The organism is Streptomyces virginiae (genome assembly GCF_041432505.1).
Classification (GTDB): Bacteria; Actinomycetota; Actinomycetes; order Streptomycetales; family Streptomycetaceae; genus Streptomyces; species Streptomyces virginiae_A.
Genome location: NZ_CP107871.1, coordinates 3,042,405 through 3,055,368 on the forward strand (window position 1 = coordinate 3,042,405; position 12,964 = coordinate 3,055,368).

15 protein-coding genes and 1 pseudogene are annotated in these 12,964 nt (G+C 73.0%); 10 read left to right on the forward strand and 6 right to left on the reverse strand.

From position 1 onward, the window contains the following. The first annotated feature begins 38 nt into the window (after positions 1 to 38). From OG624_RS14250 to OG624_RS14260, 3 genes are read left to right on the forward strand one after another with little or no spacing between them, the layout of a single operon-like run. A complete protein-coding gene (locus OG624_RS14250) occupies positions 39 to 938 on the forward strand; it encodes a LysR family transcriptional regulator (RefSeq protein ID WP_033225984.1) in 900 nt (299 codons plus the stop codon). Positions 939 to 942: 4 nt separating this feature from the next. Then, positions 943 to 1,662 carry a carbon-nitrogen hydrolase family protein gene (locus tag OG624_RS14255; protein WP_371587718.1) on the forward strand — a complete coding sequence of 240 codons (720 nt, stop codon included), beginning with the start codon at positions 943 to 945 and terminating at the stop codon, positions 1,660 to 1,662. 13 nt (positions 1,663 to 1,675) lie between these two features. Further along, positions 1,676 to 2,398, forward strand: coding sequence for a hotdog fold domain-containing protein (locus OG624_RS14260; RefSeq protein ID WP_033225987.1), 723 nt, complete (start codon positions 1,676 to 1,678; stop codon positions 2,396 to 2,398). Positions 2,399 to 2,402: 4 nt separating this feature from the next. Here the strand turns inward: OG624_RS14260 and OG624_RS14265 are convergent, their stop codons facing one another. Further along, the gene (locus OG624_RS14265; RefSeq protein ID WP_033225988.1) at positions 2,403 to 2,738 is read right to left on the reverse strand and encodes a winged helix-turn-helix transcriptional regulator; all 336 of its coding nucleotides are present in this window, start codon (positions 2,736 to 2,738) and stop codon (positions 2,403 to 2,405) included. A gap of 96 nt (positions 2,739 to 2,834) precedes the next feature. On the opposite strand from OG624_RS14265, the gene OG624_RS14270 reads away from it, so the two are divergent. After that, the gene (locus OG624_RS14270; protein WP_033225990.1) at positions 2,835 to 3,722 is read left to right on the forward strand and encodes an NAD(P)-dependent oxidoreductase; all 888 of its coding nucleotides are present in this window, start codon (positions 2,835 to 2,837) and stop codon (positions 3,720 to 3,722) included. A gap of 18 nt (positions 3,723 to 3,740) precedes the next feature. Here OG624_RS14270 and OG624_RS14275 read toward each other — a convergent pair whose 3' ends face one another. The 3 genes from OG624_RS14275 to OG624_RS14285 all read right to left on the reverse strand — a co-directional run bounded on the left by OG624_RS14275 (position 3,741) and on the right by OG624_RS14285 (position 6,116). Continuing rightward, a complete protein-coding gene (locus OG624_RS14275) occupies positions 3,741 to 4,541 on the reverse strand; it encodes an EI24 domain-containing protein (RefSeq protein ID WP_033225991.1) in 801 nt (266 codons plus the stop codon). A 65-nt stretch (positions 4,542 to 4,606) separates the two neighbouring features. Then, a complete protein-coding gene (locus OG624_RS14280) occupies positions 4,607 to 5,029 on the reverse strand; it encodes an organic hydroperoxide resistance protein (RefSeq protein ID WP_033225992.1) in 423 nt (140 codons plus the stop codon). 64 nt (positions 5,030 to 5,093) lie between these two features. Then, complete coding sequence (locus OG624_RS14285; RefSeq protein ID WP_033225993.1) at positions 5,094 to 6,116, reverse strand: NADP-dependent oxidoreductase; 1,023 nt, start codon at positions 6,114 to 6,116, stop codon at positions 5,094 to 5,096. 95 nt (positions 6,117 to 6,211) lie between these two features. Between OG624_RS14285 and OG624_RS14290 the strand changes: the two genes are divergently transcribed. Together OG624_RS14290 and OG624_RS14295 are read left to right on the forward strand one after the other, a co-directional pair. Next, on the forward strand, positions 6,212 to 6,634 hold the full coding sequence (locus OG624_RS14290; RefSeq protein WP_030715456.1) for a MarR family winged helix-turn-helix transcriptional regulator: 423 nt from the start codon (positions 6,212 to 6,214) through the stop codon (positions 6,632 to 6,634). 207 nt (positions 6,635 to 6,841) lie between these two features. Then, the gene (locus OG624_RS14295) at positions 6,842 to 7,579 is read left to right on the forward strand and encodes a DUF4328 domain-containing protein (protein WP_371587722.1); all 738 of its coding nucleotides are present in this window, start codon (positions 6,842 to 6,844) and stop codon (positions 7,577 to 7,579) included. Positions 7,580 to 7,603: 24 nt separating this feature from the next. Here the strand turns inward: OG624_RS14295 and OG624_RS14300 are convergent, their stop codons facing one another. Beyond that, entirely contained in the window at positions 7,604 to 8,320 is a 717-nt protein-coding gene (locus tag OG624_RS14300; protein ID WP_033225996.1) for an SCO2400 family protein, read from the reverse strand. 78 nt (positions 8,321 to 8,398) lie between these two features. Between OG624_RS14300 and OG624_RS14305 the strand changes: the two genes are divergently transcribed. Continuing rightward, on the forward strand, positions 8,399 to 8,959 hold the full coding sequence (locus tag OG624_RS14305; RefSeq protein ID WP_033225997.1) for a hypothetical protein: 561 nt from the start codon (positions 8,399 to 8,401) through the stop codon (positions 8,957 to 8,959). Here the strand turns inward: OG624_RS14305 and OG624_RS14310 are convergent. Next, positions 8,956 to 9,735, reverse strand: coding sequence for an esterase/lipase family protein (locus OG624_RS14310; RefSeq protein ID WP_371639472.1), 780 nt, complete (start codon positions 9,733 to 9,735; stop codon positions 8,956 to 8,958). The genes OG624_RS14305 and OG624_RS14310 overlap by 4 nt on opposite strands. 212 nt (positions 9,736 to 9,947) lie before the next feature. Between OG624_RS14310 and OG624_RS14315 the strand changes: the two genes are divergently transcribed. The 3 genes and pseudogenes from OG624_RS14315 to OG624_RS14325 all read left to right on the forward strand — a co-directional run. Beyond that, positions 9,948 to 10,985 carry a rod shape-determining protein gene (locus tag OG624_RS14315; protein WP_030757608.1) on the forward strand — a complete coding sequence of 346 codons (1,038 nt, stop codon included), beginning with the start codon at positions 9,948 to 9,950 and terminating at the stop codon, positions 10,983 to 10,985. After that, positions 10,982 to 12,604, forward strand: coding sequence for a sensor histidine kinase (locus OG624_RS14320; RefSeq protein ID WP_371639473.1), 1,623 nt, complete (start codon positions 10,982 to 10,984; stop codon positions 12,602 to 12,604). Before OG624_RS14315 ends, OG624_RS14320 begins: the two co-directional genes overlap by 4 nt. Before the next feature lie 13 nt (positions 12,605 to 12,617). Beyond that, positions 12,618 to 12,896, forward strand: a pseudogene (locus tag OG624_RS14325) (GNAT family N-acetyltransferase); the annotation flags it as partial. Positions 12,897 to 12,964: the final 68 nt, after the last annotated feature.

The window sequence follows — 12,964 nt, forward strand, 5'->3', positions numbered from 1 at the left end:
CCCATCCATGCGACAAGCGAATGTCTAGCATGGCCGCCATGCCCACTTCGCACAGCTTGTACGAGGTCTTCCTGCGCGTGGCCCACCTGGCCTCCTTCACCGCCGCCGCCCGGTCCCTGGGCTACACCCAGTCCGCGGTCTCCCGGCAGATCCAGACCCTGGAGAACGAGTGGGGCACCCCGCTCTTCGACCGTCTCCCCCGCGGGGTCCGCCTGACCGAGGCCGGCCGCGTCCTGCTCCCGCACGCCGAGGCCGTCGGCGAGCGGCTGCGCACCGCCCGCGCCGAACTCGACGCGCTGCGCGCCCTCGACGCCGGGCGGCTGCGGATCGGCGCCTTCTCCACCGCCGACGCCGCCCTGCTGCCCCGGGCACTGGCCGCCTTCCGGGCCCGCCACCCCGGCGTGAGCGTCACCCGCACCGAAGGCCCCTCCGCCAAGCACCTGGCCCTGCTCGCCGCCGGTGACCTCGACCTCGCCGTCGTCGCCGACACCTCCGCGCAGCCACCCTCCGGCTGCACCCCGCACCACCTTCTGGACGAGCGGATGTACGTGGCCCTGCCGAGCGGCCACCGGCTCGCCGGGCAGGCCGACGTACGGCTGGCCGAACTGGCCGACGAGGAGTGGATCGCGGCCGACACCCGGCCCGAGAAGACCCTGATGCACTCCGCGCCGGCCGGTGGCTTCCGCCCGCGCACCGGTTTCGTCGCCGCCGACTGGATCGCCAAGCAGGGCTTCGTCGCCGCCGGCCTCGGCGTCACCCTCATCCCGGCGCTCGCCGCCTCCTCCGCGCGGGCCGACCTCGCGCTCGTCCCCCTGCACCCGGACGACACCCCGCGCCGCCGGGTCTACGCCGCCACCCCGCACGGGATCGCCCCCTCCCCCGCCGCCCTCGCCTTCCTGGCCCTGCTCGTGGAGGTCGCCGCCGGGCTGACATCCTGACCCGGTGAAGATCGCCGCAGCACAGCTGACCTGCACCCCCGCCGATGTCCGGGCCAATGTCGCGCAGGCCGCGGACCTCGCCGCCCGGGCCCGCGCACAGGGCGCCGAACTGGTGGTGTTCCCCGAGCTCACGCTCACCGGCTACGCACTCGACGCGCTGGCCGCCGACCCCGGCCTGTGGACGGCCGCCGACGACCCGCGGCTGGATCCGCTGCGCTCCGCCGGGATCGCCACCGCGGTGAACGTCGCCCTGCCCACCGGCGGGCCGCGCCCCGCCCTCGCGACGCTGGTCCACGACGCGGACGGCGCGCACGTCACGACGTACGCGAAGCAGCACCTGTACGAGCACGAGCAGGAGGTCTTCGAGCGCGGCCGGGGCGACGGGCGCTTCGAGCTCGGCGGGATCCGCTTCTCCCTGGGCATCTGCTTCGACAACCACTTCCCCGAGCTGCCCGGCCGGGGCGCCGCCGACGGCTGCCGGGTGCACCTGGCGAGCTCCCTCTACGGGACGGGCGACGGGATCCACGAGCGCGCCACCGTGTACCCGGGGATCGCGCGGGAGCACGGCCTGTACGTGGTCCTCGCCAACCACGTCGGCCCGGCCGGCCGGTGGACCGGCTGCGGCCGCTCGGCCGTGTGGGCCCCCGGCGGCGCCCTGCTGGCCGAGGCGGACGACCGTACGCCCTCGGTGGTGACGGCCTCCGTCGCGACGGCCTCGGTGTGATGAGGTGGGCGCCATGAGCGACTTCGAGACGATCACGGTTCCGGAACGCCTCCACGGATATCCGGGGGTGGCCTTCGGCGGCTACGTGGCGGGCGTACTGGCCGCCCGCGCCGCCGCGAAGGACGTACGGGTGGACTTCCGGCGGCCCGTGCCGACCGGGGCACCGGTACGGCTCGCCGCGACCGCCGACGGCGGCTGCGAGCTGACGGACGGCGAACTGCTGCTGGCCACGGCCACCCCGGTCGAGGCTCCCGCCACGTCGTGCCCCGAAGCCCCGTCCTGGGACCGGGCGGTGGCGGCCGCCGAGGCCTTCCGGGCCGACCCGCCGGACGGTCAGGCCGACTGCTTCGGCTGCGGCCTGGAGCGGACGCCCGCCACCGGGCTGCGCCTGCACTGCGGTACGGTGCCGGGCCGCGAGCTGGTCGCCGCCGCGTGGACGCCCGCGCCCGAACTGGGCGGCCCGGACGGGCTGCTGCCGCCCGAGCTGGTGTGGGGCGCGCTGGACTGCCCGGGGAACGCTGCCGGGCGCCTGCTGGACGGCCGCCGGGCCGGGGCGGTGACCGCCGTGCTCGGCGCGCGGCTGCTGCGGCCGGTGCCGGTGGGCGAGGGGCTCGTCTCCTACGCCTGGATGCTGTCGTCGGCGGACCGCAAGTACACCGTGGGCACGGCCTTGGCCACGGCCGACGGCGAACTGTGCGCCGTCGCCGAGGCCCTGTGGGTCCAGCCGCGCGTGTGAGCGCTCACACGGTCTCGGCCAGCAGGTGCTTGCCGCCCCACGCCCCCAGGGGTTTCAGGGCCGCGTTCAGGTCCTGGCCCAGGGGGGTCAGGGAGTACTCGACGCGCGGTGGGACCTCCTCGTACACCTCGCGGTGCACGATGCCGTCGGTCTCCAGCTCGCGCAGCTGGGCGGCGAGCACCTTCTCCGAGATGCCGGGGAGGAGCCTGCGCAGTTCCCCGAACCGGTGGGGCCGCTGATCCAGCACCCACAGGAGCGACACCTTCCACTTCCCGTCGATCACGGACATCGCCGCGGCGATCCCGCATTGATCCGCACCAGGCCTTCGTGCCACCGCCATCGCACACCCTCCCCACCTGCTCGCTCACCTCGGGGTAACCACCCACTCCGAAGTGCGTACTTGAGCGCTCTGCCGCCTGCGACCAGGCTAAACGTCATGACCGACACCACAGCTCGCTTTTCCCTCACCCTCATCGGCCTCGGCGACATGGGCACCGCCATGGCCCGCACCTGGCTCGCCGCCGGGCACGCCCTGACCGTCTGGAACCGCACCCCCGCCAAGGCCGAGGCCCTGGCCGCCGAAGGAGCCTCGGTCGCCGCGAACCCGGCCGCCGCGGTCGCCGCGAACACGCTGGTCGTGGTCTGTCTGCTGGACGACGAAAGCGTCGGGTCCGCCCTGGAGGGGATCGACCTGACCGGCAAGGACCTCGTCAACCTCACCACCGGCACGCCGGGCGAGGCGCGCGCCCGCGCCGCCTGGGCCGAGGAGCGCGGCGCCCGGTACCTGGACGGCGGGATCATGGCCACGCCGACGATGATCGGCGTCCCCGAGGCGGGCGGATACGTCTTCCACAGCGGCTCGCGCGCGCTCTTCGAGACCCACCGGGCGGTGCTGGAGGTCCCGGCCGGCTCCCGCTTCGTCGGCGAGGACCCGGGGCACGCCGCCCTGCACGACGTGGCGCTGCTCAGCGCGATGTGGGGGATGTTCGCCGGCATCTCGCACGCCTACGCCCTGACGGAGGGCGAGGACATCGCCCCGAAGGACCTGGCTCCGCTGCTGTCCGAGTGGCTCGGCGCGATGGGCTTCTTCGTCGGGAACGCCGCCGAGCGGCTGACCTCGCGGGACTTCACCTCGGGGGTGGTCTCCAACCTGGCCATGCAGGTCACGGGCAGCGGCACGATGCTCCGCACCGCCGAGGAGCAGGGGGTCAGCTCCGAGCTGGTCCTCCCGTACGTGGACCTGCTGCGCCGCCGGCTGGCCGCGGACCCGGCCGCGCACGGCGGGGAGGACACCACGGGGGCCATCCTGTTGCTGAAGCGGTAGCCGGCCCGGGCCGGGGTGCTACGAGTACGCGGGCGGCGGCGGTCCGAAACCCGCGGGGGTGGTCTCGGCGGCCGGAGTCTCCTCGGTGCGCACGAGGTCCCGGGCCATGAGGGTGGCCCCGGCCACCGCGCCCGGCATCAGGAACACCGCGACCAGCGGCACCAGGAACGCCAGCACCAGCGGGACCCCGAAGCCCAGCACGAGCAGCCGCCGCGAGCGCATCAGCTCCAGCCGGTCGGGCAGCTCCACCTTGCGTCGCTGCAGGGCGACGGCGGTGAGCTCCTGGGTCAGGAAGTACCCGGAGACGCAGAAGCCGAGCACCGGGATCACGGTCTGGCCGATCACCGGGACGAAGCCGAGGGCGAAGAGCACGATCCCGTACAGCAGGACCCGCAGGAGCACCTTCACGCTGTCCCGGGCCGAGATCCACAGCTCCAGCCAGAGCGGGAGCCCCGACTGCGGCACCTCGCCGCCCTCGCTGCGGTCGACCTGCTCCGAGAGGGACTCGTAGAAGGGCTGGCCGATCAGCAGGGTCACGGCGGTGAAGGTGATCACCGCGACGAAGAGCCCGAGGCCGAACAGCAGGGCGGTCAGGAAGCCGCGGAAGAGCGAGAGCCAGGGCGAGGACCAGTCGGCGGCGAAGGGGGTGGCCCAGGCGGTCAGGTCGTCAGCTCCGTAGCCGAGCCCGATCAGGGCCCCGACGTAGAGGACGAACGCCACGAGCCCGGGCAGCAGCCCGAAGCCCAGCCACCGGCCGTGGCCGAACACCCATCGCTGTCCGGCCAGCAGATATCGGAAGCCCCCCGCAAGATCACGCATGGGGCCAGTTTACGGCGAAGGCCGCACCCCGGTGGGGGTGCGGCCTTCGCGCTGCGAGCGCCGGATCAGACGGCGAGCTCGACGGTGATGTTGCCGCGGGTGGCCTTCGAGTACGGGCAGACCTCGTGGGCCTTCTCGATGAGGTCCTTGGCGGTGGCGGCGTCCACGTTCGGGATCACGGCGGAGATCTTGACGATCAGGCCGAAGCCCTCGTCGTTCTTGCCGATGCCGACCTCGGCGGTGACCGTGGAGCCGGAGATGTCGGCGTTCACGTTCTTCGCGACGACGCCCAGGGCGCCCTGGAAGCAGGCGCTGTAGCCGGCGGCGAACAGCTGCTCCGGGTTGGTACCGGCGCCGCTGCCACCGAGCTCCTTCGGCGGGTTCACGACGACGTCGAGCTGACCGTCGTTGGTGGCGACGCGACCGTCACGGCCGTTCTGTGCGGTGGCGACAGCGGTGTAGGCGACGTCGGACTGCTGGATGGACATAAAGGAAAATCCTCCTGGTAATCGCCGTGAGTCGCGCCCACGATCACGACGGTGTGCAGTGAGCCTAACCGGTGAAAGAAACGATCATCTTTCCGGTGTTCTCGCCGCGCAGCATGCCGAGGAAGGCGGAGGTGGCGTTCTCGACCCCTTCGACGACCGTCTCGTCGTACCGCAGCTCACCGGAGCGCAGCCAGCCGGCGACGTCCTGGACGAACTGCTGCTGCAGCCCGTTGTGGTCGTTGACGAGGATGCCCTGCAGGCGCAGGCGCTTGCCGATGACCTGCATCAGGTTGCGCGGACCGGGCGCGGCCTCGGTGTCGTTGTAGCCGGCGATCGCGCCGCACAGGGTGGCCCGGCCGTTCACGTTCATCGAGGAGATGGCGGCCTCCAGGTGGTCACCGCCGACGTTGTCGAAGTAGACGTCGATGCCGTCGGGGGCCGCGGCCGGCAGCTGCTCGGCGACGGGGCCGTTCTTGTAGTTGAAGGCGGCGTCGAAGCCGTACTTCTCCGTGAGCAGCGTCACCTTCTCGTCCGAGCCGGCGGAGCCGATCACCCGGGAGGCGCCCTTGATCTTGGCGAACTGGCCGACGAGGCTGCCGACGGCACCGGCGGCGCCGGAGACGAAGACGGAGTCGCCCTCCTTGAAGGAGGCGACCTCGAAGAGTCCGGCGTAGGCGGTCAGGCCCGGCATGCCGAGGACACCGAGGTAGGCGGAGAGCGGGGCGAGCGAGGCGTCCACCTTGACGGCGTGCGCGGCGTCGAGGTCCGCGTACTCGCGCCAGCCGAAGGGGTGCAGGACGTGCTCGCCGACGGCGAAGCCCTCGGCGGAGGAGGCGACGATCTCGCCGACGGCGCCGCCCTGCATCGGCTCATCCAGCTGGAAGGGCGGGATGTACGACTTCGTGTCGTTCATCCGGCCGCGCATGTAGGGGTCCACGGACATGTACAGGTTGCGCACGAGGATCCGGCCGGCGGCGGGCTCGGCGGACACGGGCACCTCGCGCAGGGCGAAGTCCTCGGCGACGGGCCAGCCCTGCGGGCGACGGACGAGGTGCCACTCGCGGCTGACGGCGGGGATCTGAGACATGCAGCGCTCCTGGTCAGAACGAAATTGCTTCACTAGGTGAAACAACCATGCGCCTAGATATTTCATGTTGTCAAGTAAATGGGTACGCTGGTTCCATGCCCAGTCGTCGCGTAGACCCAGTGACCATCGAAGTCGTCGAGCTCATCGGCGACGTCGTGGCCAGGTACCACATGGAGTACGAGCACGCGGCCGCCAGCCACCAGCTCACCGGCGCCCAGGCCAAGGTGCTGAACATGCTCTCGCTGGAGCCGATGCCGATGCGGCGCATCGCGCTGAAGCTGCGGTGCGAGCCCTCGAACGTGACCGGCATAGTCGACCGCCTGGAGACCCGCGGCCTGGTCGAACGCCGCCCGGACCCGGCCGACCGGCGGGTGAAGCTGGCCGCCCCCACCGAGGAGGGCACGCTGACCGCGGAGCGCCTGCGCGAGTCGCTGGACTTCGCCCGCGAACCGCTGGCCGGACTGTCCGTGGAGGAGCGGACGGCGCTTCGGGACCTCCTGCGACGCATGCTGGCCTGACGGCGCCGACCGGCCCGGGTCGGCCCGACCTCCCCCCGCCTCGCCCCGTCCTGCCGCCCTCCGCCCCCGGCCCGCTGACCAGCCGAAAGAATCCCCTGGACGCGCGTCCGGGGCCGGCAGTATGTTCGGCCGCCTGCGCGCCGGGCGCCTCGGACCGGAGGACCGGCGCTTCGCCATGTCACGCGTTCCCGTGGGGGGTACACCGTCATGTCCTTCAACACGCCCGGCCCGCCGCCGCCCGGCGGCGTCCTGAGATCCCCGCAGGGTCTCGCGACGGCGGTGACCGTACTCCTGTCCGTGACCGGCGGGGTCAACCTGCTCTCGGCCGGCGTCAACGTCTTCACCATGTCGCTGATGAACGATCTCGACGCGGACCCCACCCGGGACCCCGGCGCCACGACCGACCTCGCGGACGTCCTGACCGGCCTCGCGGGAATCCTCCAGCTGCTGATGTACCTCGCCACCGCCGTCGTCTTCGTCGTGTGGTTCCACCGCGTGCGCGTCAACGGCGGGATCTTCCGGAACAGCGCCTTCACCCAGGCACCCGGCTGGGCCATCGGCTGGTGGTTCGTCCCGATCGCCCACCTGTTCCAGCCGTTCGTGATCGCACGGCAGATCTGGCGGGCCAGCACCCAGCTGGGGCCCGACGGCTCCCCCGTCCGGGTCTCCACCGCCCCGGTCGCGGCCTGGTGGGCGGTCTGGGTCGTCGCGTCGATCGTCGGGCGCGTCAGCAACAGGCTCTACACGGGTGCCGAGACCTTTGGCGAGATGGCGGCGGCCTCCGGCGTGGGCATCTGCTCCGACCTGCTCATGGTCGCCGCGGCCGTGCTCGCCGTCCTCTTCGTCCGCAGGCTGACGGCCCTGCAGAACACGATGGCCACCCAGGGCCCGTACGCCCCGCCCCCGCCCGCACACCACGAGGCCCCGGCGGCGGCAGCGATTTAGGGCGCCCTGACCGACAGGACATCCCTAGAACCAGCAGATGAACCAGCAGTCCTTGGTCGGCGAGGGGGACGGCGTCGGGGACGGCGGGGGCGGCGGAGCCTGGGTGCTCGTGGAGGCGCTCGGCGAGGGCTTCCCCGACGCGCTTCCCCGTACGGTCGGCCCCGGGCCGGGAGTGCGGGAGGCCGGGCCCGATGTCTCGGGCGCGGGGGCGGACGCGGTCGGACCCGGCTGCGTGGCGTCCCCGGAAGGCGCCGCGGCCCCTGCCGTCCTCGTCCCCGCGACGGTGGCCTTCGCCGTGACCTTCGCGGGCCCCTTCGGCGCGCCGGCCGTCGGGGCGTCGGGCACCGGGGCCGGCTGCTGCGGACCGTCGTCGGTCAGCACCACGTTCGAGGCCCGGTCGGTGCGCTCCCCGTCGGTGGCCATGCGGGCCACCGCCATCGAGCCCCCGACCGCGATCAGCAGGCCGAGCGAGAGCGACAGCACGGTCCGCCGGCGGCGCCGGTGCGTGGCCCGGCGGCGGGCGCCGGGGCGCCGCTCGTTCGACTCGGACAGCACGACGAGCGAGTCGGCGAAGACCTCGGCCGGCGCGGGCGGAGGTCCGGAGTACGGCGTCTCGGCAGCGGGCGCGGCGGGCGGCACGGCACCGGACGCGGCGGGTATCAGGTACTCGGCGGGGGTTCCGCATCCGGCGCACGCCAGTGCGCCGTTGAGGTGCCTCCGGCATGCGTGGCAGTAGTTCATGGCGCCCGCAGGCTACGTGGTCTGCGGCAACATCCGGATCCCGAGAACGTAAGGATCCTGTGTGGAATCGTTTCCGGCATGACATCTTTCGGGCCGAGCGGATTCCAGTTGGTGCTGTTGCGGCGGATGGCCGACTTCCAGCCGGACCTCGCCGACGAGGCCCGCCGCAGACTGGGCGCCTCGCTCGCGGACCAGCGGGAGGCGAACAAACGCTGGCAGGCGATGCTCCGCTCGCCCCGCTCCCGCGGGGCCCTGGCCCGCTACCGCTCGGTGCTCGGCCCGCCGGAGTCCGCCGAGCACCGCACGATCGGAGATCTGGAGTGCGAGGCCCTGCTGTGGCCGCTGCCGCTCTGGCCGGACCTGCGCTTCGAGGTGCTGGCCGCGCCGGACGGGGCGGTGTGGAACGAGTGGCTGGTGCGGGCCCCGGGGGCGCGGGGGCCCGTACTGGAGTCGCCGGACGATCTTCGGCCCTGGTCGGCGACGGTGGACGAGGTGGCGCGGGCCTTCGCCCCGGTCCGGCCGATGGAGGGCACCGCGCCGACCCGTTGGCGCCTGGCCTTCGCCGCGCGGGGGCGGCCGTGCGTGGCGGAGTTCACCTACGGCCTGCTCCAGCGGTTCTCTCTGGAAGACGCCCCCTAGCTACCGAGGAAGGCGCGGACTCCGGCCGAGGTGCCGTCGTCGCCGAGCAGGTCGTTGTGCTCCAGGCAGCCGACCGGCGTGTTGGTGGCTCCGTTCAGCGGGACGCTGTCGTCCGGGTTGACGACCTCGTCGCAGTGGGACCAGAAGGTCGCGTACTTCACCGCGCCCGGGGTCTCGTCCCCGCTGTTCAGGTTCTTCACCACGTACGACCCAGGGGTCATGTCCCGGCACGCCTGGTCCCACAGCGCGCAGGCCCAGGCGGTGGAGGTGCCGCGGTTGGGCCCGGCGAGCGAGACCCAGTGGTCCACGGCGGCCGCGCCGCCGCCGAACTTCACGTACCAGCGGCTGACGAGCGACCCGAAGGAGTGCGAGACGACGTCGACCTCGGCGGCGCCGGTCTCCCGGCGGACCTGGTCGACGTACGCGCCGAGCCGCCCGGCGAGGACCTCGTTGACGGACCGATGGGTGTCGTAGCCGAAGGAGAAGAGCTCCGCGTCCGTGTACCCGGCGGCGCGCAGGTCCGCGCGCAGCGCTCCCCAGACCCCCGGATCGGCGTTGTAGCCGTGCACGAGGACCACCGGGTTACGGGAGGCCGCCCGCGCGGCGGAGGCCTGCGCCGGGGAGGCCTGTGCCGGGGAGGCCTGTGCCGGAAAGGCCTGTGCCGGGGAGGCCGCCGGCAGCGCGAGGCACAGCGTCAGGAGCGCCAGGAGCACCGGCAGGGTCAGGAGCGCGGGGAGGGGCGGGAGCGCCCGCAGTCCCTGTCGGGCCGTCAGCATCGGGTCCCCTTTACCTTGTTACGCGTGAGTAGCGCGTGCGGTGCGGGCATGGTGCTGCCTGTCGGTACAGAAATCCACCCCCATGCAGCCGCGACGCACCCCCCGGCCGGAGCATCTCAACGGGGCATGAGACCGAATTGCCCGCGATGATATGAAAAGTGACCGACATTTCCGTCGGTCCTCTTGCGTCAGCGCTCTCGGGAGGATCTGCCGTGACCGTCAGTCTTGAGCAGTTGCGCCGCTGCCACGTCGCCGTCGACCTGGGGGCGGCAAGGACCCGCGTGTACGTCAAGGGCGCCGGCCTCGTGGTCGACGAACCCAGCGTCGCCGCGGTCAACACGCGCACCGGTGCACTCATCGCCGTCGGCTCCTTCGCCGAACGGATGACCGGCCGCACACCCGACTACATCCGGGTCGTCCGCCCCGTCTCCGGCGGCACCGTCGTCGACATCGAGATGGCCCAGCGGATGCTGCGTCATCTCCTCGGCGAGAAGCTGCGGCGCGCCCTGCGGCGCAAGCCGCGACTGCGGGCCGCCGCCTGCACCCCGCACGACGCGGACCCGCTCGCCCAGCGGGCCACGGTGGAGACCCTCGTCGGACTCGGCGCCCGGCGTGTCGAACTGGTCGACACCCTGATCGCGGCGGCCGTCGGCTGCGGACTCCCCGTGGAGCAGCCGACCGCGACGATGATCATGGTGTGCGGGGCCGCGGCCACCCAGGTCGCCGTCCTCTCCCTCGGATCCATCGTCACCGCCCAGCGAATCCCGGTCGGCGGCGAGGCCATCGACCACGCGGTCGTCCAGCACCTGCGCCACGCGCACGAGCTGATGCTGCCCAGCCAGGCCGTCCGGCCGCTGCAACTGGCCCTCCACGGCAACGGCCTCACCGTCGGCGGCCCGGCCTCCACCCTGATCCACGGGCGCGACGTGGCCACCGGACTGGCCCGCTCCGTGCAGGTGGACACCGCCGCCGTACGGGACGCCATCTACACCCCGCTGACCGCCGTCCTCGACGGCATCGGCAAGGTGCTGCGGGACTGCCCGCCGGACCTGGTGGCCGATCTGACGGACCGGGGGATCATGATGGTGGGTGGCAGCGCCCTGCTGCCCGGCCTGGACCAGATGCTGCGGGACGCCACCGGAATGCCCGTCGCCATCGCGGAACGGCCGGACGTGTGCGCCGTACTCGGTCTCGGCGCGATGCTCGAAGGGAAGATCGCCCCGATGGTCCTCAACCCGCTGGCCGAATGAGGCCCCAGGAACCGAAAGAGTCCGAGGGATCCGAGGAATCCGAGGAGACCGAGGAGATCTACGAGGCCGCGGACTCCGACGAGGAGGGGGCGAGCCTTCCGGTGCTGCTGGAAGCCGTCCTCAACGTCGGGTCCGAGCTGGAACTGCACACCACCCTCCAGCACATCGTGGACTCGGCGACCGAGCTGTGCGCGGCCCGGTACGGAGCGCTCGGGGTCGTCGACCCCGAGCGCGTCCTGCTGACCCAGCTGTTCACGGCGGGGCTCACCGAGAAGGAGCGGGCCGCGATCCCGCACCTGCCGGACGCGCGCTCCGGCGTGCTCGGAGCCCTCGTCAGCGATCCGCGCCCGCTGCTCCTGGACGACGTCACCCAGGACCCGCGGGCCGCCGGCTTCCCGCCGGGCCACCCACCCATGCACAGCCTCCTCGGGGTACCGATCCGGGTGCACACGGAGGTGTTCGGCAACCTCTACCTCACCGAGAAGCGGGGCGGCGGCCCCTTCACGGACGAGGACCTCGCCCTGCTGCGCGTCCTGGCCTCGCAGGCGGGCATAGCGATCGGCAACGCCCGGCTGTACGAGACCGCGCGCCGCCGGGAGCGCTGGATCGACGGCGCCGCCGCCGTGACCACGGCCCTGCTCGCCGGACGCCCGGCGGCGGACGCCCTGAGGTGCGTGGCCGAACGGGCGCGACTGCTGGCGGACGCCGCGGCCGGGGTGGTGCTCCAGCCGACCCCCGAGGGCGGCATGGAGATCGTGGCCGCCTCCACCCAGGGCGACCCCGGGGACCTGGTCGGGACGGCGATCGCCCCCGGTTCGCCGGTGCTGGTCCAACTCCTCGGCGGCGAGCCCGTCTTCATCGACGACTCGGCGACGGATCCCCGGATGACCACGCACGTGCGCGAGCGGTTCGGGCCCTCCATGATGCTTCCGCTGCAGAGCGGCGGCCAGCTGATCGGCACCCTGGCCCTGCCCCGCGACCGGGGCGGCCCCGCGTACGACGCGGTGGACCGGCTGCTCGCCTCGCAGTTCGCCTCCCAGGCCGCACTGGCCCTCGTACTGGCGGACGCCCAGCACGACCGGGAGCAGTTGGCCGTGTACGAGGACCGCGACCGGATCGCGCGGGACCTGCACGACCTCGTGGTCCAGCGGCTCTTCGCCACCGAGATGATGCTGGAGAGCACCCGGCGGCGGGCCGCGAACGCCCCGTCGGGAGACAGCGTGGGCGACGAGCTCAGCCGGGCCGTGGACGAGCTGGACTCCACCATCCAGGAGGTCCGGACGGCCATCTTCGCCCTCCAACAACCGCCGACCGACGCCCCGACGACCTTCCGGGGGCGGGTGCTGCGCGAGACGGGCGGGGCGGCGGCCGTGCTCGGCTTCCAGCCGTCGGTGCACTTCGCGGGAGCGGTGGACGCCCTGCTGCCGGATCCGGTGGCGGTCGAGCTGCTCGGGGCCCTGCGCGGCGCGCTGGCCGCGGCGCACCGGCGCGGCGAGATCACCTTCATCGACGTACAGGTGGACGCGAGCCCGTCCCGGGTCCGCCTGACGGTGGCGGACGACGGCCGCACGGAATCGGGCGCGCGGGGCACGACGATGACGTGGGAGTCGGCCCTGTGACCTCGCGGCGTGGGTGGCGGAGTTGGACGGGCGGATCGTGGGTCACATCGGCCTCTCCCGCGGTGAGGCGGACGACGCGGCGCCCGCGCTGTGGAGCGGGCGCGAGGGTGTGAGCAGTGCGGCGGCCGCCGTGGTCGGCCGCCCGTTCGTCGCTCCGGCCGCACGAGGCCATCGGATCGGTGCGCTCCTGATGGAGCGGGCGGTGCGGGAGGCGCGGGAGCGCGCTCCGCATCCCGTGCTCGACGTCGCGGCCTCGGACCCCTCGGCGGTGGCCCTGTACGAACGCCTGGGCCGGGAACGGTTGGCCACGGTCGAGCAGCGGTGGAGCCCGGAGCACACGGTGACCGTCCACTGCTACGC